Consider the following 22,836-nt stretch of genomic DNA (forward strand, 5'->3'; position numbering starts at 1 on the left):
TAATAGAAGACCCTGGAGAACTTGAAAAAAATTGCTTTAAAGCGCCGATGATGATAGTGTGACGATCCCAAATTATGCCTGTCTGGAGAAATTTAAACATTGAATAACCGGTCCTCTCGGGAAAGTTTCTCCGCGGATGATTCCCAACTGGCGAATCTTCTTTTCGGTCAGCAGAACAGAAATCTCAAGCTGATCGAGAAGATGTTGGGGGTGCGCATCAGTTCCAGGGGGAATTCCCTTTCGCTGGACGGGGAGGCGGCTGATGTCGGCCTGGCCTTGCGTCTGCTCGATGAACTTTACTCCCTGCTGCAGGAAGGGTATGCCCTGTACCCGGCCGACATCGATTACGCTGCGCGGATCCTGTCCGCCGATTCCAGGGCCCACCTCAAGGACATCTTTCTCGATACCATTTTCATTTCCTCCCGAAAGAAAGTCATTGCTCCCAAAAGCCTGGCCCAGAAAACCTATATCGATGCCATCCGCAGCCACGATGTTGTTTTCGGTATCGGTCCGGCCGGAACCGGCAAGACTTATCTGGCCATGGCGATGGCCGTTTCTTTCCTGGTCAAAAAAGAAGTCAGCCGTATCGTTCTGGTCCGACCAGCGGTGGAGGCCGGGGAAAAGCTCGGTTTTCTGCCGGGAGACCTGGCGGAAAAGGTCAATCCCTATCTGCGACCGCTGTACGATGCACTTTACGATATGATGGATTTTGACCGGGGGCAGGGGCTGATTGAAAATGGGGTGGTCGAGGTGGCCCCCCTTGCGTTCATGCGCGGTCGCACCCTGAATGACGCCTTCGTCATTCTTGACGAGGCACAGAATACCACGACCGAACAGATGAAGATGTTTCTGACCCGTCTTGGCTTCGGCAGCCGTGCGGTGATCACCGGCGACGTCACCCAGATCGATCTGCCGACCGGCAAGCGTTCCGGCCTGATCGACGCGACCGAAGTGCTTAAAGGGGTGGACGGTATCCGGTTTAATTATTTTTCCGACCGGGATGTTGTTCGCCATCCGATTGTACAAACCATTATCCAGGCGTACGAGCGGGGTAGTCACCCGGCGGTTGAACATTCCGTACGGCCTGAAGGTAATTCTGACGTATGACGAATCGCGACCGTAAACCCGACCCATCGACCCGCAAGGCCAAACCTTCGGGGAAGAATACTTTTTCTCTCGAGCTGCGCAGTCAGCGCTACGTTCTGGTCGTGCTTCTGGCCCTGATCCTGACGGCCATCATCGTTCCCAAGGGGGGCTTCGTTCCCGGCTATTACGCGCCTGGAGACATTGCCTCCCGCGATGTCAAGTCGTCGCGCGACCTGCTGGTTCCCGACGAGCCGCTGACCGAAAAAAAGAGGGTTGAGGCCGAAGACGCGATCCTCCCCCTGTACGATTACGATGCCAAAACCGGGCTGGTCATCGCCGACCAGCTGACGCAGGGTTTGCAGCTGATCCAGACGGCGCGGACTGAAGCCGTCTCGGCGGACAAGTTGGTCGAAGATCTTGAGAACGTGCTCAGCGTCGCGCTTGAGGCGGAGGACATCCCCCTGCTGGCCGCTCTTTTGGAAGGGCGCGACATGCAGGAAGGGCAGCAGGCCGACGTCACCCTGCTGCGCAAAGCGGTGCTGACCGCTTTGGAACCTATGATTGTCGGCAATCTGCAGCTCTTCCAGGGGGAACGCAAGCGCGGGATCGTTATTCGCGATCTCGAGTCCCGCCAGGAGTCGACCCTCATCAACTTTGACGGCGTCATCGGTGTCGGCGATGTGCAGGACCGGCTGCAGGAAGAGTTCAAGGATCTGCCGAATTTTACCAAAGCCCACCGCAAGGTCATTCTCTCGCTGGCAGTGAAACTGCTCAAGCCGAACCTGACCTTCAACAAGAACGAGACCGAAGCCCGCAAGCTGAAGGCGCGGGATGACGTCAAGCCGGTCTTGTTCCAGGTCAAAAAAGGGGAGATGATCGTTCGCGAGGGGGAACGGGTCACTCCGGACCAGATCAAGAAACTTCGTGCCATGCGCGAAATCGGCAGCCATTACAGCACCCTCAGCACGGGTTTGGGGCTGTTTCTTTCGATCATGGTCCTGCTCTTCACGACCCACCGCTTTGCCACCACCAACATCCGCAAATATCGGCCGAACAACCGCGACCTGCTCTTTCTGGTGCTGAACTTTGTCGGCCTGTTTATCCTGGTCAAGCTGGGCATTTTTATTTCGACGGCTCTCGAAAGCGCTTTTCCGTATGTCGAATCGACCAGTTACTATTATGTGTTCCCCTTTGCCGTTGGGGCCATGCTGGCACGGATCGTTCTTAATTCAGAAGTCGCCTTTGTGTTCGCCATCCTCTCCTCGCTGCTGATCGGAGTCCTGTTCGGCAACAGTCTGATGATCAGCATTTATGCATTGGTCGGCAGCGTGACAGCGGCCCACTGGGTGCGACACTGCAAGCAGCGCACGAGCTTGTACCGTGCCGGGTTCCGCTTGTCGCTGGTCAACATGCTGATGATTCTCGGCCTGTACCTGATGAGCGGCCGCGCCTACGATATCCAGCTGCTGTACAAGCTCGGGTTCGGCCTGGCCGGTGGAATTCTCTGCGCCCTGATTGTCACCGGGACCATTCCGATGGTCGAATACCTGTTCAAGTACACCACCGACATCAAACTGCTTGAACTGGCCAACATGAACACCCCGGTGCTGCGCGAGCTCATGGTACAGGCCCCCGGCACCTATCACCATTCGGTTATAGTCGGCAACCTGGTTGAGGCGGCGGCCGAGACGATCAACGCCAATCCATTGCTGGCCCGCGTGGCGGCCTACTATCATGATATCGGCAAGATTCGCAAACCCCTTTATTTCATCGAAAACATCCACAGCCAGGAGAATAAGCACGACAAGCTGGCTCCTTCGATGAGCGCCCTGATATTGATGTCTCACGTCAAGGATGCGGTCGAACTGGCGCGGGAAAACAGTCTTGGTAAACCGTTGATCGATATCATCCGGCAGCATCACGGCACCGCCCTGATGAAGTTTTTCTACGACAAGGCAAAGAGCAAGGAGGATCCTGGGGTACAACAGGTCGATGAACGTGACTACCGCTATCCCGGACCCAAGCCGCAAACCCGCGAAGCCGCCCTGATCATGCTGGCCGACGCCGTTGAGGCGGCCAGCCGCACCCTGTCGGATCCGACTCCGGCGCGGATCCAGGGGATGGTGCAGAAAATCATCAACAATATATTTATCGATGGCCAGCTGGATGAGTGTGAGCTGACCCTGAAGGACCTGCACCATATTGCCAAGAGCTTCAACCGGATTCTGGCGGGGATTTTCCATCACCGCATCGATTATCCGGAACCGGCCTATAAAGAACGTGAGAAGGATTCCAGCAAAAGGAAAAACAGTGAAGATACAGATCGAGAACCGGCAAAAGAAGCAAAAGGTAAGGAAGCTGCTCCTGCGAAAAGTGGCACAGAGGATCTTAAGCGCCTCGGGATGTCCTGACGGCGAGCTATCCATTCTGATCGTCGACGATGCCGAAATCCGTGTTATAAATCGCGACTACCTTCAGCGCGACAAGGCGACCAACGTCATTTCTTTTGCCATGCAGGAAGGCGAGGGGAGCGGCATTCAGCCTGACCTGCTCGGTGATATCGTGATTTCTGCGGAGACTGCGGCACGGGATGCCGCCGAAGCCGGGTTGCCTTTTGAGAGTGAACTTTTTTTTCTGCTGCTGCACGGCATTCTGCATCTGCTGGGATACGATCACGAACGCGGCACCGAGGAGGATGCAAGGCTTATGGAAGCACGGGAGCAGGAAGTCTTCGCCTTGATTCGCACTGAATTTCTGCCGGAGTTATCACCGACGGCATGAAACCGTCCAATTGGCTGGAAAATTTCAACTGCGCCATTGAAGGGATTCTCTGGGCCGCAAAGACCCAGCGCCACATGCGCTGTCATCTTCTGGCTGGCGTTTTGGTGCTGCTGTTCGCTCACTTCATGCGCTTGTCGGCGCTTGAATTCATTCTACTTGCTTTCGCCGTGACCCTGGTGATTTTTGCCGAGTTGATCAACACGGCGGTCGAAGTGGTGGTCGATCTGGTTTCTCCGGAGTATCACCCCCTGGCCAAACGGGCCAAGGATGTTGCCGCAGGCGCGGTGCTGGTAGCCAGTATCGGCGCCGTTGTGATGGGTTATTTCGCCCTTTCCCGCTATATCATGCCGGCGCTTGGACTCCAATTGGATCAGCTCGGATTGCCCCCCGGCGAATTTCCAGTGGTGTCCATACTGGTCGTCATTATGCTGGTGGTGCTGCTCAAGGCGCGGGTGGGCAAGGGGGCTCCGCTGCACGGCGGCATGCCGAGTGGACATTCAGCCGTATCGTTTTCTATTGCGATGGCGGTCGTCCTCTCCGGAGCGGGTGCCGTGCTCTCGGTGCTGGCCTTGATTCTGGCCGGCATGGTCAGTCACAGCCGGCTGCTGCTGGGGATTCACTCGCTGAAAGAAATAATTGCCGGCGCCCTGCTGGGCACCCTGGTAACGGTTCTGATATATTTCTACATGTGACGGCAGTGCCGTTGCCATGAACAATCTCTGCATATTAGGGGGTAAGGATTTTTGCAAGACGACAGTACGGGTGGCAGGCGGGTTTCCTGGCTTGAGGGCATGAAAAGAGCTTTTTTCGGTCGCCGCCGGGTGATGACCGAAAAAGAGCTTCAGGAAATCATCGAGGAATCCGAGGAAAAAGGGATCATCAACGAAGAAGAAGGGGACATGCTCCACTCTATCTTCGAATTCGGTGAAACCATCGTCAGGGAAGTCATGGTGCCGCGTACCGACATGGTCTGCTGCAGCATGGCGACTTCTCTCGATGACCTTCTCGATGCGATAATCTCCTCTGGGCATTCCCGAATCCCCATCTACGAAGGGACCACTGACCGGATAGTCGGCATCGTTTATGCCAAGGACCTGCTCAGGCTCTGGGGCAAACGTGCCGATGAGTTCGCGGTTGAGCGGACCATGCGGACGCCTTATTTTGTTCCGGAAACCAAGCAGATCGAGGATCTGCTGCAAGAGTTTCGCACCCAGCGGGTGCACATGGCGATTGCCATCGATGAATATGGCGGTACCTCGGGGCTGATTACCATCGAAGACCTGATCGAGGAAATCGTCGGTGACATTCAGGATGAGCACGATATCGAGGAAGACGAACTGTTCGAGGAGGCGCCCGGCGTGGTCCTGGTCGACGGCCGGCTCAGTATCGAGGAGCTGGAAGACTACTTCGAGACCAGCATTCCCCGGGAGAAGTTTGACACCGTAGGCGGTTATTTGTTCAACCTGTTCGGCCATGTCCCCCTGGTGAATGAAGAAATACGTGACGGCGACCTGGTCATGACGGTGGTTGAATGTGATGATCGCAAGATTCGCAAGGTCAGGGTACGCCTTGCTCACCAGGTCGATCTGCCGGATGCTGGAGAGTCATGAGGCGCTTTCTCCCAAAAAAAGTCTCATGCTGGGCATTGCTGTCCGGAATCCTGCTGGCCCTGGCCTTTCCCCGGGTAAATCAGGCCTGGCTGGCCTGGGTTGCACTTGTCCCCCTGCTGCAAGTGATGACGGTTCGTCCGTTCCACTCCGGTTTTGTGGCCGGGCTCGGTTTCTTCGGCCTGGTGCTGTACTGGCTCAATATCGTCATGACCACTTATGGCGGCTTGCACCCGGTCTTTTCCCTGGCCGCTTACCTGATCCTGTCCGCTTACCTGGCGCTTTTTTTCGGCGCGGCGACCTGGGCCTGCTGCCGCCTGCATGAAAAACTCGTCCTGTCACCGCTGCTGACCCTGCCGATCCTCTGGGTTGCGCTGGAGTTTCTCCGTTCTTTCCTCTTTACCGGTTTTCCCTGGGCGACCCTCGGTTACTCCCAGCAGGCCTGTCTGCCCCTGATTCAATCGGCCGACCTGTTCGGGGTTTATGGCATCAGCTTTCTGCTGATCCTCGGCAACGTCCTGCTGGCACGGCTCTGGGAGGCCTGCCGCCGCCGGCAGTTTCACGCGCGACACTGGGTCGGGCCGGTCTTTGGTCTGCTGCTGATTGCGGGCAACTACGGCTACGGGGTCTGGCGTCTCGGACTGCCGCCGGTCGAGAGCGGAAAGAAACTGTCGGTAGCGCTGATCCAGGGCAATATTGATCAGTCGGTGAAGTGGGACCCCGCCTACCAGCAATCGACCGTGGACATCTATCGCGACCTGTCGCTGGCGGCATCGGCTGAAGGCCATACCGATCTGATCATCTGGCCGGAGAGCGCCACCCCCTTTTACTTTCAGGAGCCGGGCACCCTGCACGACGACGTGGTGGCGGTCGGCCGTTCTGCCGGAAGTACGCTGCTGTTCGGCAGCCCGGCTTTCGAACTGGAAAACCGCCGCTACCGGTATCTGAACAGTGCTTTTCTGCTCGATCCACGCGGGGAAACCCTGGGCCGCAGCGACAAGGTACATCTGGTGCCTTTTGGTGAATACGTTCCCCTGGGGCGTTTTTTGCCTTTTGTCAACAAGCTGGTGGTCGGCATCGGTGATTTCTCTCCCGGGACAGTTAATCCGCTGCCGATGAATGGCGAGCGGGTCGGGGTGCTGGTCTGTTTCGAGGGGATTTTTCCTGAACTGGCCCGCGACTATGTGCGGCAGGGGACCGATCTGCTGGTCAATATCACCAATGATGCCTGGTTCGGCAGGTCTTCGGCGCCCTTTCAGCACCTGGCCATGATTCGTTTCCGGGCCGTGGAAAACCGCATCTGGCTGGCCCGGGCGGCCAATACCGGCATTTCGGCGTTTATTGACCCGGCCGGCCGAATCACCGCGCAGACCTCGATTTTTACCGCGGGTTTTCTGCGCGGCGAGGTGACCACCGGGGCGCGTCCGACCCTCTACAACCGAATTGGCGATCTGCTGCCGGTACTCTTCCTGTTCCTGAGTCTTTTCTGGCTGGCCAGAACCCGCCGGCGATTTATTTAACGGGTGCAGATGGGGGCTTGAGGTATGCTTGCGTTGCCGCTATAATCCCCCCCCACTTTCCGTACCGAGGAGAATTAACATGTTTCGCGATGAAAAAGAAACGTTGAACCACCTTAAGGGCAAGCTCGACGAGCTGAGGGGGTATCTTTGACGTAGAGGCCAAGAAGGAACGGGTCTCTGAACTTGAGGCTGAAATCGCCAATCCGAACTTCTGGAATCAGGGCGACAAGGCCCAGGAGGTTCTCAAGGAGCGCACGACGCTGCAGAAAATCGTTGAAGGCTGGGAAGCCGCTTTTCTTGAGCTCGAAGATCTCCTGGTGCTGGTCGAGCTTGGCGAGGAGGGCGGCGACGAGGGTATCCTGAAGGAAATTCAGGAGATTCTGCCGGCGCTCGAAACGCGGGTCGGGAAGATGGAGTTTGCCCGGATGCTGTCCGGTCCGCACGATGCAAACAACGCGATTTTCAGCATTAATGCCGGCGCCGGCGGCACCGAAGCCCAGGATTGGGCCGACATGCTGTTGCGCATGTATCTTCGTTATTGCGAGCGCAAGGGATATCGGACCGAAATCACTGACTATCAACCGGGTGATGAGGCCGGGGTCAAGGGGGTAACCTTCACCGTCGAAGGTGACTACGCCTACGGTTTCCTGCGGGCCGAAAACGGCATCCATCGCCTGGTACGCATTTCCCCCTTCGACTCCAACGCCCGCCGTCACACGTCTTTCTGCTCGGTCTTTGTCTTTCCCGAGTTGTCGGACGAGGTCGAAGTCGAGATCAACGAGAAGGATCTCAAGGTCGACACCTACCGCTCGAGCGGAGCCGGCGGCCAGCACGTCAACAAGACCGAATCGGCGATCCGGATCACCCATATGCCGACCGGCGTCGTCGTGGCCTGCCAGAATGAGCGCTCCCAGCACAAAAACCGCGCCACGGCCATGAAGCAACTCAAGGCCCGGCTCTATGAGCTGGAAGTTCGAAAAAAGGAAGAAGAATCCGCGGCGATTTCCGGGGAGAAGAAAGAGATCGGTTGGGGCAGCCAGATCCGCTCCTACGTACTGCATCCGTACCGGATGGTCAAGGATCATCGCACCGGTTACGAGGTCGGCAACACCGATGCGGTTCTGGACGGCGACCTCGAAGATTTCGTCGAGGCTTATCTGTTGAGCAAGGCATAACGCCCGGCGTGACGCAGTAACAAGGGCTGGTCTTGTCGCCAGCGGCGGTTCGGGATAGCTCTTGACTTGCTCCGGTCCGGGGTATAAGGTAGCACGCTTGAAAAGAAGGGATGAAAGGTACTAATATCATGGAAGAACTTAACGATATACTGATCCAGCGGCGGGCCAAGATGGAGGAACTCCGCGGCGAGGGGGTGAATCCCTATGCCAACGATTTCCCGGTGGCGCATACCTCGGCGGATGTGCTTGCCGCGCATGACAACGACGACAGCGCGGCCCTTGAAAGCTGTACGGCAACCTACGTGGTGGCCGGCCGGATAATGGCGCGCCGGGATTTCGGCAAGGCGGCCTTTATCCAGGTTCAGGATCGCAAGGGCCGGCTGCAGGTCTATGTCGGCCGCGACAACGTCGGTGAAGCGGCCTTCGCGGTCTTTCGCAAGCTTGACATAGGTGACATCGTTGGCCTTTCCGGAACCCCGTTCCGCACCAAGACCGGCGAGCTTTCGCTGCGGGCCGATACGATCCGCCTGCTGACCAAGTCACTGCAGGTATTACCGGAAAAATGGCACGGCCTGACCGACGTCGAAACCCGTTACCGTCAGCGCTACCTTGACATGATCGTCAACCCCGGCGTTCGCGAGGTCTTCCTCAAGCGCAGCCGGATCATCAGCCTGATCCGCAACTATATGGTTGAGCACGATTTTCTCGAGGTCGAAACGCCGATGATGCAGCCGATCGCCGGCGGCGCAACGGCCAAGCCCTTCATGACCCATCACAACTCCCTGAAGATGGATCTGTTTCTGCGGATTGCCCCGGAGCTTTACCTCAAGCGCCTGGTGGTCGGCGGTTTCGAGCGGGTTTTCGAAATCAACCGGAATTTCCGCAACGAAGGGATTTCAATTCAGCACAATCCCGAATTCACCATGATGGAGTTCTACCGGGCCTACGCGACCTATCACGACCTGATGGATTTCACCGAAGAGCTGATCTGCCATGTCGCCAAAGAGGTGGTCGGCAGCCTGGTCATCCCCTACGGCGGCAAGCAGGTCGATCTGACCGCGCCCTGGGACCGGCTGACGGTCAAGCAGGCGATTGTCAAGTACGGGCAGGTTGAGCCCGCAGTTTTGGAGGATCGGGAGACGGCCCTGGCCTACGCCGACACTCTCGGCTTGGAGCTGGACAGGAAGATTGGCTACGGCAAGCTGCTGACCGAGCTGTTCGACGCGGTGGCCGAGCCTAAACTCTGGAATCCTACCTTCATCACCGAGTACCCGACCGAGGTGTCGCCGCTGTCGCGCAAGAATGATGAGAACCCCGAAGTGGTCGACCGCTTCGAGCTCTTCATCGTCGGCCGCGAACTGGCTAACGCTTTCTCCGAGCTCAACGATTCGATGGACCAGAAGGAGCGTTTCCTCAGGCAGCTCGAAGAGAAGGCGGCCGGCGACGAAGAGGCTCATGCCATGGACGAGGACTACATCCGTGCCCTCGAATACGGTATGCCGCCGACGGCCGGGGAGGGGATCGGCATCGATCGTCTGGTTATGTTGCTGACCGACTCGGCGTCGATCCGCGATGTCATCCTGTTCCCGCAGCTTCGGCCGGAAAGTCGTTAATCCCCCATCCGCCTTATCGGCACAAGGACCTCATGGGTTACGAATGGTTCGTCAGCCTCCGTTACTTGCGGGCTAAACGCAAGCAGACTTTTATCTCCGTCATCTCCTTTATCTCCATTGCCGGGGTGGCGCTCGGTGTGGCCGCCCTGATCGTCGTTCTGGCGGTAATGACCGGTTTTCACGACGGGGTCAGGCAGCAGATTCTCGGCAATGTTCCCCATGTTCTGATCCAGAAGCACGGGGGGGATATTTCCGGCTATCAGGAGGTTGCCGAGAAAGCCATGGCGACCTCGCCTCTTATCCGGGTTGCCCGCCCTTACGTTTCCAAGGAGGCCATGCTGTTGTCGCGCAACAATGTGGCCGCCGTCAGCGTCAAGGGGGTTGAGTCGGGCAACAAGGTCTTTGACCAGAAGTTTCTTACTGTCGATGCCCGCGATGTCAGGGAGCTGCTGTTCGAAAACGAAGAGGGCCTGCCCGGCCTGGTTATCGGCATCGATACCGCGTCTTCGCTGGCGGTGGCCGTCGGTGACGTGATCAACGTCATTCCGCCCATGTTTACCATTACCCCCTTCGGCATGATCCCCAAGATGAAACCCTTTCGCGTGGTCGCCATTGTCAGCCAGCGCGGCGGTTTTCTCGATACCTATTATGCCTACATGACCCTGTCGCAGGCCCAGTTGCTGATCGATACGCCGGACCAGGTGACCGGGATCGAAATCGAAGCGGACTCCTTCGATCACTCCACCCGGGTGGCGCAGGAGTTGCGCGCCGTTTTCGACTACCCTTACGTGGTGCGCTCCTGGGAAGACCTGTTCGGTTCGTTCCTTTCGGCCCTCAACCTGGAAAAACTCGGCCTGTTCATTGTTCTCGGGATCATCGTGCTGGTGGCCGCTTTCAATATCGCCACTACGCTGATCATGGTAGTGATGGAAAAGCATAAAGACATCGCCATTCTGCGCGCGGTCGGGGCCACGTCCAGAAGCATCATGAAGATTTTTGTGCTTGAGGGGTTCATTATCGGGACCATGGGCACCACCCTTGGAACGCTGCTCGGTCTGCTGCTGGCCAAGAACGCCGATCCGATCATCAAGTGGCTGGAGCAGATTCTGCACGTCAAGATTTTTGACCAGGCCGTCTATGGCATGGATCGTTTCCCTTCAGTGGTCAACCCCGAGGACGTAATTGCTGTCGTGATCGTCGCCATGACTATTTCCCTGCTGGCTACCATTTACCCCGCCTGGCGGGCGGCCCGGATGGACCCGGCCGAAGCCCTGCGATATGAGTGAACGAGGTTGTGATTCCGTGATAGAGGCGCGTGGTCTGATAAAAAGCTTTGGCACGACGGACGGGCAGGTGGATGTGCTGCGGGGCATCGACCTGGACATCGGGCGTGGCGAGCGGGTTGGCGTGGTCGGTTCCTCCGGGGCCGGCAAAACCACCCTGATGCATGTACTCGGGGCTCTCGATCGCCCTACCGCCGGTTCGGTCCGTTTTGACGGGACCGACATCTTTTCCCTCAAGGGGCCCGCGCTGGATGGCTTCAGAAACCGCACGGTCGGTTTCGTCTTTCAGTTCCATCAGCTTCTCCCCGAGTTCAGCGCCCTGGAGAACGTCATGATGCCGGCCCTGGTGGCGCGCAAAAGCTTCAAGGAGGCGACGCCCATGGCGGCGGGTCTGTTGGAGGAGGTGGGGCTCGGCCATCGCCTCAAACATAAGCCCGGTCAGCTTTCGGGCGGCGAACAGCAGCGGGTCGCCATTGCCCGGGCCCTGGTCCTTTCCCCCCGTGTGCTGCTGGCCGACGAGCCGACCGGCAACCTGGACAGCGGAACCTCCGGGGAGATTTACCGCCTGCTTGAGCAGATCCATGCCGCCAGGGAACTGACCATGGTTATCGTCACTCACAGCGAGTCCCTGGCCTCTCGCCTGGACCGGGTGGTGCGCATGGTCGACGGCAAGGTTGTAAGCTAGCTTCCATCCGCAAGATGTGGATGGAAACCGGCTGTTTTGGTTTGCACCCCGATGGGGATTAACCTATAATACGTTCTTTTAATAACGTGGAACGTTTTCCTGGAGATTTATGGCATGTATTTGAGGTTATTGATAACGTTACTGTTGCTGCTTCCATCCGTCGCCTGGTCCGCACCCACAACGATCAGTGAAGTCCGGGTTCAGGGGAATGTCAGGGTCGAGCTGAGCGCGATTTATTCCGTGCTTTCTGCCCGCGCCGGCACGGCGTACGACGCAGCCGTTATCGACCGAGATATCAAGGCCATATACGGCATAGGCCGTTTTCGTGACGTTTCCGCCGATTTAGAGGAAGTCAGCGGAGCCAGCATTCTGACCTATCGGCTGGTTGAGCGGCCCCTGGTTCGGCGGGTGGACTTTAAGGGCAACGACGAATTTTCGGTGGATAAACTACGTGGTCTGATTGTCGTAAAGACCCCGGATATTTATGATCCTGCCCTTGTCGACAAGAGTATCGAAGCCATCAAGGCATCTTACCGTGACGATGGCTTTTACTCGGCCGAGGTAACTTCAAGTCTTGATGTCGATGACCGCAACGAGGCGACGATCACTTTCGAGGTCAAGGAAGGGGACAAGGTTCTCGTCGAGAGCATCCGCTTTGAAGGAAATACGATTTTCAAGGACAAGGAACTGCGCAAAGCGATGGAGACCCAGGAACGCTGGATGTTTTCATGGCTGACCGGGCGTGGCAAGTTCAATGAAGATATCCTCAAGGACGATCTCGAACGGATTGCCGACCTTTATTACAATGTCGGTCACGTCCGGATCAAGGTCCGGCAGCGCCACGTCAAACTGACCGAAGACAACAAATACATGGATATCCTGCTGGAGATCGAAGAAGGGCCCCAGTTCCGGGTCGGCACACTCGATGCCAAGGGGGATCTGCTCAAGGACAAGACCGATATCCTCAATCTGGTGCAGATGAAGGATGGCGATGTCTTCAGCCGTAAATTGCTGCGCGACAGTGTGTCTGCCTTGAGCGATCTCTATGCCGATCAGGGATATGCCTACGTTAACGTCACCCCGCTTACCCAGGTAGATTCTGAACAGCAATTGATCGCGCTGGTCTTTGATATCGAGCAGGGCGCCCAGGTGACCATCGACCGGATCAACGTTTCAGGCAACGTCAAGACCCGCGACAAGGTTATTCGTCGTGAGATGAAACTCACTGAAGGCGATCTTTACAGTGCCACCAAACTCAAGGAAAGCCGCCGGCGGATCAACAACCTCGGTTTCTTCGAAGAAGTCAACCTGACCAATGCCAGGGGGATCGATGATTCCCATATGGACGTCAATATCGACCTCAAGGAGCGTCCGACCGGAACCTTCAGTCTCGGCGCCGGCTACTCATCGGTCGATGGCATCGTCGGTCAGGGATCGATATCGCAGGACAATTTTCTCGGCAAAGGCTGGAAGCTGAACCTTGCCGGCTCGTTTGGCGGTTCAAGCACCACCTATCAGGTCGGTCTGCTCGACCCCTACTTTCTCGATATGAACCTGGCGCTCGGCTTCGATGTGTACAATACCCGTCGCGAGTGGAACGACTTTACCCGCAAGAGCAACGGCGGGGCGATCAAGGTCGGGTTCCCGGTCGGCGAGGACAACCGGGCGTCCTTTACCTACAAGCTTGAGCAAAAAGAAATCACCGATGTTGATGAAGACGCAACACAGACCCTGAAGGATGAAGAAGCCAAGGGCAAGGTATTGATTTCTTCACTCTTCTCGAGCTTTACCCGTAACACGACCGATTACTATCTCGATCCGACTACCGGTTACGTCGCTGAAGGGTCTATTGAATTCGCCGGCATCGGCGGCGACGAGCATTTTGCAAAATACATCGCCGATTACCGCCATTTCTTTCCTTTCAAGTGGAATACGGTATTCTCGGTTCATGGTCAGATCGGATACATCATGGAAACCGGAGGGGAAGAAATCCCGGTCGATGAACGTTTCTATCTTGGTGGTCTGCGCTCCCTGCGCGGGTTCAAATCGCGCGAGGTCGGACCGTACAACGCCGCCAACGATGAGTACACCGGGGGCAACAAGGAAGCGTTTTTCAATGTCGAATATCTTTTTCCGATTATCAAGGATCTTGGCCTCAAGGGGGTTCTGTTCTACGACACTGGTAACGCCTGGGCTGAAAATGAAAGCTATTTCTCAGAAATGCGCCACAGTGCCGGCGCCGGGCTGCGCTGGATGAGTCCGATGGGGCCGCTTCGGCTCGAGTGGGGCTATAATCTGGATGCTAAAGATTACGAAAATAAATCTGAATTCGAGTTTTCCATCGGTAAATTCTACTAACCCTGTAAGGAGATTGTCATGAAACGTATTGTCGGGCTGGTTCTGGTCTGTTTTCTCTTCACGGTCTCTGCTGCCTTCAGTGCCGACAGCAAGGTCGGCTTCGTCGACCTGCAGAAAGCTTTGAATTTCTCCATGGCTGGCAAGTCGGCCAAGGAAACCATATCGAAAAAAGTCAAGGATTACGAAGGAACGATCGAAGGCAAAAAATCCGAGTTGAAAAAACTCAAGGAAGAACTGGAAAAGCAGGCCGTGCTCCTCTCCGAGCAGGCCCGCGCCGAAAAAGAGCGCGACTACCAGCAGAAGCTGAAGGATTTTCAGCGCTTCACCAAGGACATCCAGGAAGAACTGCAGCGCTCTGACGCCGATTACACCCGCCAGATTCTCGAGAAGGTTCTCAAGATCATCGGTGAGATGGGCGAAAAGCAGGGCTATACGGTCATCCTTGAAAAGTCAGAGAGCTCCCTGCTCTATGCCGACGACAAGATCGACATGACCGAAGCGGTAATCAAGGCTTTCGACGAGCAGTACCAGAAGGAAGGCAAGTAAGGGGATAGCCGTGGCGAATCTCAAGGAACTTGCCGAACTTGTCGGTGGCAAGGTCATCGGTGATGAACGCATTGAAGTGCACCGCGTCGCTCCGATCGGTGCCGCAGGGGCTGGCGATATCACGTTCGTCGCCAGCCCGAAGTATCTTGCCGCACTCAAGGCGACTTCGGCGTCAGCGGTGATCCTCTTTCCCGGTGTCGAGGATCCCGGTCTGCCGGCCATCATCTGCAGGAATCCCTACCTGGCTTTCGCCAAGGTCTTGACGCACCTGCAGGTATGCCGTCCCGAGCCCAAGGGGGTCATGCCCGGGGCCCGGGTGGCTGCGGATGCCCAACTCGGCGAGGACGTGACGATTCATCCCGGATGCGTCGTTGGTGAACGGGTGCAGATCGGTAAGGGCTCGATTCTCTATCCGAACGTCGTGGTGTATGACGATGTGACCATCGGCGCCGATTGTACCATCCATGCCGGGGCAGTCATCCGCGAGGGGTGTCGTCTCGGTGACCGGGTGATCCTGCAGCCTTCGGTTATCATCGGCTCGGACGGTTTCGGCTTTGCCCCGGATGGAGAACGCTATTTCAAGATTCCCCAGGTGGGAATCGTCGATATCGAAGACGACGTTGAAATCGGTTCGGCGACCTGTGTCGATCGCGCGGCGCTCGGGGTCACCCGTATCCGGCGGGGAGCCAAGATCGACAATCTGGTGCAGATCGCCCACAATGTCGTGATCGGGGAAGACACCATTCTCGTTTCCCAGGTCGGCATTGCCGGCAGTACGGAAATCGGCCGTCACTGCACCTTCGGTGGTCAGGCAGCTGCCGCCGGGCATCTGAAAATCGGCGACAATGTCACCATCGGCGGACGCGGCGGGGTGACCCACAATCTTGAACCGAACCAGGTTCTCTCCGGCCTGCCGGCCATGCCGCACAAAGAGTGGTTGAAAGCATCCATGAGCTTTGCCAAGCTTCCTGAAATTCGCAAGGAAGTCGGCCGGCTCAAACGTCAACTGGAAGAACTTGAAATGAAGATCAAGGAGAGTTGAAGAAATGGTTCTCAATACAGTAGAAATCATGAAGCTTCTGCCGCATCGCTATCCTTTTTTGCTGGTCGACAAAATCGTTGAAGTAGAAGAAGGAAAACGGATTGTCGGCATCAAGAACGTGACCATCAACGAACCGTTTTTTCAGGGACATTTTCCCGGCCACCCGATCATGCCGGGGGTGCTGATCATCGAAGCGATGGCCCAGGTCGGCGGTTTGTACGCCCTGGTAGCCGGCAATGTCGGTGAAAACAAGGTTACTTATTTTGTCGGCATCGACAAGGCCAAGTTCAGAAAGCCTGTCGTTCCCGGCGATACCTTGCGGTTCGAGCTCGAATTAATCAACTGCCGTCGCGGCATTTTCTGTTTTTCCGGCAAGGCTTACGTAGATAGCTCGCTGGTGGCCGAAGCCGAACTGAAGGCAACTTTTGCAGACCGCTAACCTCTCAGGAGAGCTATGATACATCCAACAGCCATTGTCCATCCGTCAGCAAAAATTGCCGACGGGGTGCAGATCGGTCCCTATTCCGTTGTTGGTGAACATGTTTCCATCGGTGCCGGAACGGTCGTAGGGCCGCATGTCGTGATCGATGGCTGGACCGAGATCGGCCAGGGCAACCGGATTTTCCAGTTTGCTTCGATCGGGGCACCGCCGCAGGATCTCAAGTTTCGCGGCGAAAAGACCACCCTCAAAATCGGCGACCGCAACACGATTCGCGAATTCGTCACCATGCACCTCGGTACCGAGGATGGCGGCAGCGAGACGGTGGTCGGCAACGACAACCTGTTCCTGGCGTATTCGCACGTGGCGCATGATTGTCGGGTCGGCAACCGGGTGATCCTCTCCAACGGGGCGACCCTGGCCGGCCATGTCATTGTCGACGATCACGCGATTCTCAGCGGACTCTGCGCGATTCACCAGTTCACCCGCATCGGCTGCCACGTGATGGTCGCCGGCGGATCCATGGTGGCGCAGGACCTCGCTCCCTATACCATGGCCCAGGGTGACCGGGCCAAGACCGTTGGATTGAACCTGGTCGGATTGAAGCGGCGAGGGTTTACTGAAGCCACCACCCGCACCATCAAGAAAGCCTATCGCCTGGTGTTTCGTTCCGGACTCAAGGTGGAGGAGGCTCTGGAGCGGATCGGGAAGGAACTGGAAAGTTCACCCGAGCTTGATGTTTTCGTCGATTTTATTAAAAACAGCGAGCGCGGAATCGCCCGCTAGGGGATGATGGTTATGGATAAGTTGCGAGCAGCGGTTATCGGGGTCGGCTATCTTGGGCGCTTCCATGCCCAGAAATTCGCCGCCCTTGATGATGTCGAGCTGGTAGGCGTCGTCGATACTTCCGCAGAGCGGGCGGGTGAGGTCGCGGCCGAAGTCGGCACCCGGCCCTACAGCGACTACCGCGAGCTGCTCGGTCAGGTTGATCTCGTTTCCATTGTGGTCCCCACCCAATATCATTTTCAGGTGGCCCGGGATTGTTTTGAGGCTGGCTGCCATGTGCTGCTGGAAAAACCGGTGACTCGTACGGTGGAAGAGGCGGATCAGCTGATCGAACTGGCCCGGCAGAAGGGGCGTGTTTTTCAGGTCGGCCACCTGGAGCGCTTCAACCCCGCGGTTCTGGCTTTGCAGGGGGTCATCAAGAACCCTCAGTTCATCGAGTCACACCGGTTGGCCCCGTTCAAGCCCCGCGGGACCGATGTCAACGTCGTCCTTGACCTGATGATTCACGATATCGACATCATTCTGAGCATTGTCGGACATCCGATCAAGACGGTCAATTCGGTCGGGGTGCCGGTGCTCTCCGGAGAAGTCGATATCGCCAATGCCCGTCTGCAGTTCGAAAACGGCTGCGTGGCCAATGTTACCGCAAGCCGCGTTAGCCGTGAGGGCATGCGCAAGGTGCGGATCTTTCAGCCGGATGCGTATATTTCCATCGATTACCAGGAGCGCAAAATTTCCATCTATCGCAAAAGCGAAGGGGGGATGATGATTCCCGGCCTGCCGAATATCCTCATGGAGGAAAAGAGCTTTTCCCAGAGCGATGCGCTGATGGCGGAAATACGTTCCTTTGTAGACGTCATCAAGAGCGGTTCCCGCCCGGTGGTTACCGGAGAGGATGGCCGGCGGGCCCTCGAGGTTGCACTCCAGATCAATACCCGCCTCTAGGAGGCTGTGAGCATGCGAAATGGTGAAGGCCCAGAAGGTACGGGCCTCGCTTTTCGTTTTTTTTTACACTGAATGGCAAGGATGAAGCAGCGATGAATATACCGATGGTTGACCTTAAGGGGCAGTTCAAGGCGCTACAGCAGCAGATTGAAGCCGGATTCCGCGATGTCTGCGAGACCACCCAGTTTATTCTCGGGCCCCGGGGCAAGGCCTTCGAAGAGGAGGTTGCGGCTTATTGCGGGGTCAAGCACGCTATCGGCGTCGCTTCGGGGACGGACGCCCTGCATCTGGCCCTGCGGGCCGCAGGCATCGGCGAGGGGGACGAAGTAATCACTTCGCCGTTCACTTTTATCGCCACGGCCGAAGCCGTCTCTTATGTGGGGGGCAGGCCGGTTTTTGTCGATATCGACCCGGCCACCTTTAATATCGACGTCAGCCTGATCGAGGCGGCCATCACCGATAAGACCAGGGCCATCCTGCCGGTTCACCTGTTCGGTCAGTCGGCCGACCTGGAACCGATCGCCGCCCTCTGTAAAAAATACAATCTGAAGCTTATTGAAGACTGCGCCCAGTCCTTCGGTGCCGATTACGGGGGAAGGAAATCGGGAGCCTATGGCGATCTGGGCTGTTTTTCCTTCTTTCCCAGCAAGAACCTCGGTTGCTACGGCGATGGCGGCATGGTGATCACCAATGACGATGATTTCGCCCGCGAAGTCAATGTCCTTCGAAATCACGGCAGCCGGCAGCGTTACCACCATTCGACGATTGGCTACAATAGCCGGCTGGATGAACTGCAGGCCGTGGTGTTGCGGGCGAAGCTGCCGCTTCTCGACGGTTATAACCAGGGGCGGCGCAAGAATGCTCATCTTTACACCGAGAGATTGAAGGGGAGCCCGATTGTGCCACCGGTCGAAGACGGCAAAGGATTGCATGTCTATCACCAATACACCGTGCTCAGCCCGGTGCGTGACCAGTTGCATCAGGCGCTCACAGCCGCCGGCATTGCCTCGGCGGTCTACTACCCGATCCCCCTGCACCAGCAGGACGTCTACCGGGACGCCTACGCCAGTTGCCGCTTGCCGGTCACCGAAGCCGTTTCTGCCCAAGTCTTGTCTCTGCCCATGTATCCCGAATTGGCCGAGGAGCAGGTCCATCGCGTCTGCGATGTTCTGCTTGAGACGGTGAAGTAATCGACGTGTTTTCCGGCGAAAAAAGAAGAAAAGCACTGATCGTCACCGGCGAGGCTTCAGGGGATCTGCACGGCGCCAACCTGATCGAAGCGGCCAGGAAAATTGATCCCGAATTGAATTTTTTCGGCGTAGGCGGCAGTCGCATGCAGTCTGCCGGCTGCGAAATCCTGATTCCCGGCGATACCATTTCGGTGATGGGGCTGATCGAGGTCGTCGGGCACTTCCCGGTGATTTATCGCGCCTTCCAGACCCTGAAAAGCATTCTGCAGGGGGCGGATCGCCCTGACGTGCTGATCTGTATCGATTTCCCTGATTTCAATCTGCGCCTGGCAAAAGAAGCCAAAAGGGTGGGCATACCCGTTTTGTATTACGTCAGTCCCCAGGTTTGGGCCTGGCGTCGCGGTCGGGTAAAGAAAATTGCCCGCGTCGTAGACCGCCTTGCCGCAATCCTCCCCTTTGAACCCGAATTCTATCGTGGTCTCGACATCGAAGTGGAGTACGTCGGCAACCCCTTACTCGATGAGGCTGTGGTCGAGCAGTCACGTGAAACTCTGCGCAATAAATATGAAGTAGCAGGGGCCGGCCCGGTCATCGGACTTTTTCCGGGCAGCCGCCGCAACGAGCTTCGCTATAATTTCGATACCATACTCTGGACGGCAGAACTGGTTTTGAGGGAAGAGCCGCAGGCCCGTTTTCTGTTGCCGGTCGCTTCCTCGCTCTGCCTCAAGACCTTTGAAGACAGGTTGTCGGGTTCGGGACTTCCTGTTGTGCCGGTTGAGGACAGCATCTACGACGTGGCCAATGCCTGTGACGCGGTGCTCTGCGTTTCCGGCACGGTCACCCTGCAGACTGCCTTAGTGGGCACGCCGATGGCGATCCTGTATAAAATGGCGCCGTTGACCTACGAAATCGGTCGCCGCCTGGTCCGGGTTCCGTTTATCGGACTGGTCAATATCGTAGCCGGCGAAGGGGTTGTCAAAGAGTTCGTTCAGCATGAGGCCAGCGAGGAAAACCTGTCCAGGGAGCTGCTCCGTATGGTCAGGGATTCGGAGTACGCCAGCGGGATTCGCGCAAAGCTGTCCCGGGTCAGGGAGAAAATGGGAGAACCGGGGTGTTCATCCCGGGTGGCCGAGATGGCCTCCGAGATGAGCCGGGGGATTGTTCGCAGAGGACGTTGCTTTTAGATGAAAAAAAATAATATTCGTGTATATAGCAGGCTGCTTCAATATTCCCGTCCTTACCTCTGGCGCATTATTCTTGCCATAGTCGCGTCCCTGGGCGTTGCCGGTTCAGATGTTACCCTGGCTAAGCTGGTGGAGCCTTTTATTGATAAAGTAATTGCAGCAAAGGATTATTCCCTTGTAAATCTGGCGCCTTTTATTGTCGTCGGTTTGGCTGTTGTTAAGGGCATGTCCCGATATGTTCAAGAATATTTTATCAAAACTGCCGGTTTGCTGATCGTGCAGGATATCCGCAACGATCTTTATTCGCATTCTTTGTCTTTATCGCTGGGGTTTTTCTCACGTTCTTCCACTGGCACACTGATGTCCTGTGTTCTTAATGACGTCGGGATGTTGCAGCGGTCGGCTGCCGATGTTCTGGTCGAAATTATTCGAGAAGGGGCTACGCTGATTGGTCTTGCCGCCCTGGCTTTTTATCAGGACTGGCAGCTGGCTTTACTTGCTTTTTCCGTGTTACCCCTGTCAATTCTTCCTGCGGCTGTCATTGGTCGGCGTATCAAGGACAATACCCGTCTTAGCCAGGGGTCTTTAGGGAATCTCACCGGGGTTTTGCAGGAGAGCTTTTCCGGCGTCAAGGTGATCAAAGCTTTTGGCAGTGAGGGGGTTGAAAAGAAAAGATTTTTTGATGAAAATTTGCGTTTTTACCGTTTCATGCGGAAGGCTTTGAAATACGATTCTGCCTCCGCTCCGGTTATTGAGGTGTTGGCTTCGCTTGGCGTTGCTGCGGTGGTTTGGTATGGTCTTCATCACGTATTGTCAGGGCAAACCACGCAGGGCGAATTGCTCTCTTTTGTTGCGGCAATCGGAATGATGTATGGTCCACTGAAAAAACTTACCAAAATTAATAACAACGTTCAGCGCGCGGTCGGCGCTGCGGAACGCGTCTTTGAGATACTTGATGAAAAAGCCGATATTGTTGATGCCCCAGATGCCATAGATTTAGACCGAGTCAAAGGGGCGGTGGTCTTTGAAAATGTCGATTTCAGGTATGATAGCGATCCTGTCCTGGAAAATTTTTCAATAAATGCTTCCCCCGGTGAAATAGTCGCAATTGTTGGACCGAGTGGTGCGGGGAAATCGACCCTGGTAGGTCTTCTGGCACGTTTCTATGATCCTTCTGCCGGAAAGATTTATATAGATGGTGTCGATTTGCGGCTGATTGCACAGAAATGCCTTAAGTCGAACATCGCTTATGTAGATCAGGAAACTTTCTTGTTTAATAGGTCGATTGCAGAAAATATTCGATATGGCAAACCTGATGCGACAGATGCAGAGGTCGCGCAGGCCGCTAAACTCGCTTTTGCTGACGAGTTTATCGGCCAGACGGCCAACGGTTATGAAACGGAAATTGGTGATCGCGGGGCGCGACTTTCAGGCGGCCAGCGTCAAAGACTTTGTATTGCCAGAGCATTATTGAAGAATGCTCCGTTGTTAATTCTGGACGAGGCGACAAGTGCCCTGGATACTGAAAGTGAAGCCATGGTTCAAAAGGCGCTTCTTAACTTGATGGAAAACCGCACTACTTTTGTTATTGCGCATCGATTGTCGACCATCATGCACGCGGATAAAATCGTGGTGATGGCTGAAGGCCTGATTCGACAGGTTGGAACGCATAATGATCTTCTGAAGCAAGGTGGTCTTTACAAGCGCCTGTACGATATGCAGTTTCAGGATTAACGCGGTACTTCTAGTGGATATTCGAGATAAATCATTGTTTAAACGTGTTGGCGACTGGTTGCTGCTGAATACTGCCCCGCTTCTGGCATCCTGGGTCATACGCCTGCTGCGCCACCTGATACGGATCGAATTTGTCGGCGAGGAACATCCCCGTTCGCTGTGGCAGCAGGGCGAGGCCGTGATTATTGCATTCTGGCATGACCAGTTGCTGCTCATGGTCCAGGGATATCGCGGGCCCGGTGCAAAGATTCTCATCAGCGCTTCCAAGGATGGCGAACTTATCGCCCGCACCATGAAGCATTTCGGCCAGGGGGCCGTACGCGGCTCGTCCAATCGAGGCGGACGGCAGGCATTCAAGGCACTGCTGGAACTGACCCGGGAACCGTTTGACCTGGTGATTACCCCGGATGGCCCCAAGGGCCCCCGGCATGAAGTCAAAGAAGGCGTTGTTCAACTCGCCCGCATATCAGGTCGCCCGGTTATTCCGATGGCTTTCGCGGTGAGCAGGGGCCACCGGTTTGCCTCATGGGACCGGTTTCTGCTTCCGTATCCCGGCAGTCGCGGTGTATATTCATTTGGCGCTCCTGTGGTATTCAGTAAAGACGAAACGCCCGAAGCGTTTCGTGCGCGCCTGCAGTCGGCACTAGATGATAATGATCGACGGGCACGCGCCCGCTTGGAGGAATACGGTGTATCTGCTGTATGACCTGGTGCTTCTGGCATCCGCATGTTTTCTGATCCCTTACTACCTGTTCCGGGGCCTCCGTCAGGGTAAGGTACGGCGTGGCATTCGCGAACGGCTGGGCTTTTATACCGCCGGGCAGCTCGCCGCTGTATCTGGTAAAAAAGTACTCTGGATTCA

Annotated in this window: 20 protein-coding genes; all 20 read left to right on the forward strand. The window is 56.3% G+C overall.

Annotation, left to right across the window (positions count from 1 at the left end):
• Positions 1–99: 99 nt before the first annotated feature.
• The 20 genes from ABYV89_RS00700 (at position 100) to ABYV89_RS00795 (ending at position 22,680) form a co-directional block, all read left to right on the forward strand.
• A complete protein-coding gene (locus ABYV89_RS00700; protein ID WP_432820990.1) occupies positions 100–1,107 on the forward strand; it encodes a PhoH family protein in 1,008 nt (335 codons plus the stop codon).
• On the forward strand, positions 1,104–3,497 hold the full coding sequence (locus tag ABYV89_RS00705) for an HD family phosphohydrolase (RefSeq protein WP_432820991.1): 2,394 nt from the start codon (positions 1,104–1,106) through the stop codon (positions 3,495–3,497). Before ABYV89_RS00700 ends, ABYV89_RS00705 begins: the two co-directional genes overlap by 4 nt.
• Positions 3,451–3,867 (forward strand): rRNA maturation RNase YbeY, encoded by a 417-nt coding sequence (gene ybeY, locus ABYV89_RS00710; RefSeq protein ID WP_432821008.1) that lies wholly within the window; start codon positions 3,451–3,453, stop codon positions 3,865–3,867. The genes ABYV89_RS00705 and ybeY overlap by 47 nt, the downstream gene beginning before the upstream one ends.
• Positions 3,864–4,559: a diacylglycerol kinase gene (locus ABYV89_RS00715; protein ID WP_432820992.1), complete on the forward strand. Its 696-nt coding sequence runs from the start codon at positions 3,864–3,866 to the stop codon at positions 4,557–4,559. Before ybeY ends, ABYV89_RS00715 begins: the two co-directional genes overlap by 4 nt.
• A 99-nt stretch (positions 4,560–4,658) precedes the next feature.
• Positions 4,659–5,477 carry a hemolysin family protein gene (locus ABYV89_RS00720; RefSeq protein WP_432820993.1) on the forward strand — a complete coding sequence of 273 codons (819 nt, stop codon included), beginning with the start codon at positions 4,659–4,661 and terminating at the stop codon, positions 5,475–5,477.
• Positions 5,474–6,994 carry an apolipoprotein N-acyltransferase gene (gene lnt, locus ABYV89_RS00725; RefSeq protein WP_432820994.1) on the forward strand — a complete coding sequence of 507 codons (1,521 nt, stop codon included), beginning with the start codon at positions 5,474–5,476 and terminating at the stop codon, positions 6,992–6,994. The genes ABYV89_RS00720 and lnt overlap by 4 nt, the downstream gene beginning before the upstream one ends.
• 79 nt (positions 6,995–7,073) lie before the next feature.
• Positions 7,074–8,169, forward strand: a protein-coding gene (gene prfB, locus ABYV89_RS00730) for a peptide chain release factor 2 (RefSeq protein ID WP_432820995.1) whose coding sequence is annotated in 2 segments (ribosomal slippage) — positions 7,074–7,142 and positions 7,144–8,169 — 1,095 coding nt in all. Because the reading frame shifts where the segments join, the coding sequence is not laid out codon by codon here.
• A gap of 128 nt (positions 8,170–8,297) precedes the next feature.
• On the forward strand, positions 8,298–9,782 hold the full coding sequence (lysS, locus tag ABYV89_RS00735) for a lysine--tRNA ligase (protein ID WP_432821009.1): 1,485 nt from the start codon (positions 8,298–8,300) through the stop codon (positions 9,780–9,782).
• Between the two features lie 32 nt (positions 9,783–9,814).
• Positions 9,815–11,068 (forward strand): lipoprotein-releasing ABC transporter permease subunit, encoded by a 1,254-nt coding sequence (locus ABYV89_RS00740; protein WP_432820996.1) that lies wholly within the window; start codon positions 9,815–9,817, stop codon positions 11,066–11,068.
• Positions 11,061–11,750, forward strand: a complete 690-nt coding sequence (locus ABYV89_RS00745; protein WP_432820997.1) for an ABC transporter ATP-binding protein — start codon at positions 11,061–11,063, stop codon at positions 11,748–11,750. Before ABYV89_RS00740 ends, ABYV89_RS00745 begins: the two co-directional genes overlap by 8 nt.
• Before the next feature lie 144 nt (positions 11,751–11,894).
• Positions 11,895–14,108 carry an outer membrane protein assembly factor BamA gene (gene bamA / locus ABYV89_RS00750; RefSeq protein ID WP_432820998.1) on the forward strand — a complete coding sequence of 738 codons (2,214 nt, stop codon included), beginning with the start codon at positions 11,895–11,897 and terminating at the stop codon, positions 14,106–14,108.
• Between the two features lie 18 nt (positions 14,109–14,126).
• Positions 14,127–14,654 (forward strand): OmpH family outer membrane protein, encoded by a 528-nt coding sequence (locus ABYV89_RS00755; RefSeq protein ID WP_432820999.1) that lies wholly within the window; start codon positions 14,127–14,129, stop codon positions 14,652–14,654.
• Between the two features lie 4 nt (positions 14,655–14,658).
• On the forward strand, positions 14,659–15,696 hold the full coding sequence (gene lpxD, locus ABYV89_RS00760; RefSeq protein ID WP_432821010.1) for a UDP-3-O-(3-hydroxymyristoyl)glucosamine N-acyltransferase: 1,038 nt from the start codon (positions 14,659–14,661) through the stop codon (positions 15,694–15,696).
• Between the two features lie 4 nt (positions 15,697–15,700).
• Positions 15,701–16,135 (forward strand): 3-hydroxyacyl-ACP dehydratase FabZ, encoded by a 435-nt coding sequence (gene fabZ / locus ABYV89_RS00765; protein WP_432821000.1) that lies wholly within the window; start codon positions 15,701–15,703, stop codon positions 16,133–16,135.
• Between the two features lie 15 nt (positions 16,136–16,150).
• Positions 16,151–16,921 (forward strand): acyl-ACP--UDP-N-acetylglucosamine O-acyltransferase, encoded by a 771-nt coding sequence (gene lpxA / locus ABYV89_RS00770; protein ID WP_432821001.1) that lies wholly within the window; start codon positions 16,151–16,153, stop codon positions 16,919–16,921.
• 12 nt (positions 16,922–16,933) lie between these two features.
• A complete protein-coding gene (locus tag ABYV89_RS00775; protein WP_432821002.1) occupies positions 16,934–17,866 on the forward strand; it encodes a Gfo/Idh/MocA family protein in 933 nt (310 codons plus the stop codon).
• A gap of 92 nt (positions 17,867–17,958) precedes the next feature.
• Complete coding sequence (locus tag ABYV89_RS00780) at positions 17,959–19,056, forward strand: DegT/DnrJ/EryC1/StrS family aminotransferase (protein ID WP_432821003.1); 1,098 nt, start codon at positions 17,959–17,961, stop codon at positions 19,054–19,056.
• A gap of 5 nt (positions 19,057–19,061) precedes the next feature.
• Positions 19,062–20,240, forward strand: a complete 1,179-nt coding sequence (gene lpxB, locus ABYV89_RS00785) for a lipid-A-disaccharide synthase (RefSeq protein WP_432821004.1) — start codon at positions 19,062–19,064, stop codon at positions 20,238–20,240.
• Positions 20,241–21,974: an ABC transporter ATP-binding protein gene (locus ABYV89_RS00790; RefSeq protein WP_432821005.1), complete on the forward strand. Its 1,734-nt coding sequence runs from the start codon at positions 20,241–20,243 to the stop codon at positions 21,972–21,974.
• A 13-nt stretch (positions 21,975–21,987) separates the two neighbouring features.
• On the forward strand, positions 21,988–22,680 hold the full coding sequence (locus ABYV89_RS00795; protein ID WP_432821006.1) for a lysophospholipid acyltransferase family protein: 693 nt from the start codon (positions 21,988–21,990) through the stop codon (positions 22,678–22,680).
• The last annotated feature ends 156 nt before the right edge of the window (positions 22,681–22,836 follow it).

Origin of the sequence: Trichloromonas sp. (assembly GCF_041583255.1) — a bacterium.
In the GTDB taxonomy this organism is placed as follows: domain Bacteria; phylum Desulfobacterota; class Desulfuromonadia; order Desulfuromonadales; family Trichloromonadaceae; genus Trichloromonas.

Excerpts from the sequence above, each read along its gene's own strand:
- ABYV89_RS00775 (WP_432821002.1), top strand. The coding sequence starts at position 16,934 with ATGGATAAGTTGCGAGCAGCGGTTATCGGGGTCGGCTATCTTGGGCGC.
- lpxA (WP_432821001.1), top strand. The coding sequence starts at position 16,151 with ATGATACATCCAACAGCCATTGTCCATCCGTCAGCAAAAATTGCCGAC.
- ABYV89_RS00755 (WP_432820999.1), top strand. The coding sequence starts at position 14,127 with ATGAAACGTATTGTCGGGCTGGTTCTGGTCTGTTTTCTCTTCACGGTC.
- fabZ (WP_432821000.1), top strand. The coding sequence starts at position 15,701 with ATGGTTCTCAATACAGTAGAAATCATGAAGCTTCTGCCGCATCGCTAT.
- ABYV89_RS00720 (WP_432820993.1), top strand. The coding sequence starts at position 4,659 with ATGAAAAGAGCTTTTTTCGGTCGCCGCCGGGTGATGACCGAAAAAGAG.
- ABYV89_RS00745 (WP_432820997.1), top strand. The coding sequence starts at position 11,061 with ATGAGTGAACGAGGTTGTGATTCCGTGATAGAGGCGCGTGGTCTGATA.
- ABYV89_RS00780 (WP_432821003.1), top strand. The coding sequence starts at position 17,959 with ATGAATATACCGATGGTTGACCTTAAGGGGCAGTTCAAGGCGCTACAG.
- lnt (WP_432820994.1), top strand. The coding sequence starts at position 5,474 with ATGAGGCGCTTTCTCCCAAAAAAAGTCTCATGCTGGGCATTGCTGTCC.
- ABYV89_RS00705 (WP_432820991.1), top strand. The coding sequence starts at position 1,104 with ATGACGAATCGCGACCGTAAACCCGACCCATCGACCCGCAAGGCCAAA.
- ABYV89_RS00790 (WP_432821005.1), top strand. The coding sequence starts at position 20,241 with ATGAAAAAAAATAATATTCGTGTATATAGCAGGCTGCTTCAATATTCC.
- ABYV89_RS00740 (WP_432820996.1), top strand. The coding sequence starts at position 9,815 with ATGGGTTACGAATGGTTCGTCAGCCTCCGTTACTTGCGGGCTAAACGC.
- lysS (WP_432821009.1), top strand. The coding sequence starts at position 8,298 with ATGGAAGAACTTAACGATATACTGATCCAGCGGCGGGCCAAGATGGAG.
- ABYV89_RS00715 (WP_432820992.1), top strand. The coding sequence starts at position 3,864 with ATGAAACCGTCCAATTGGCTGGAAAATTTCAACTGCGCCATTGAAGGG.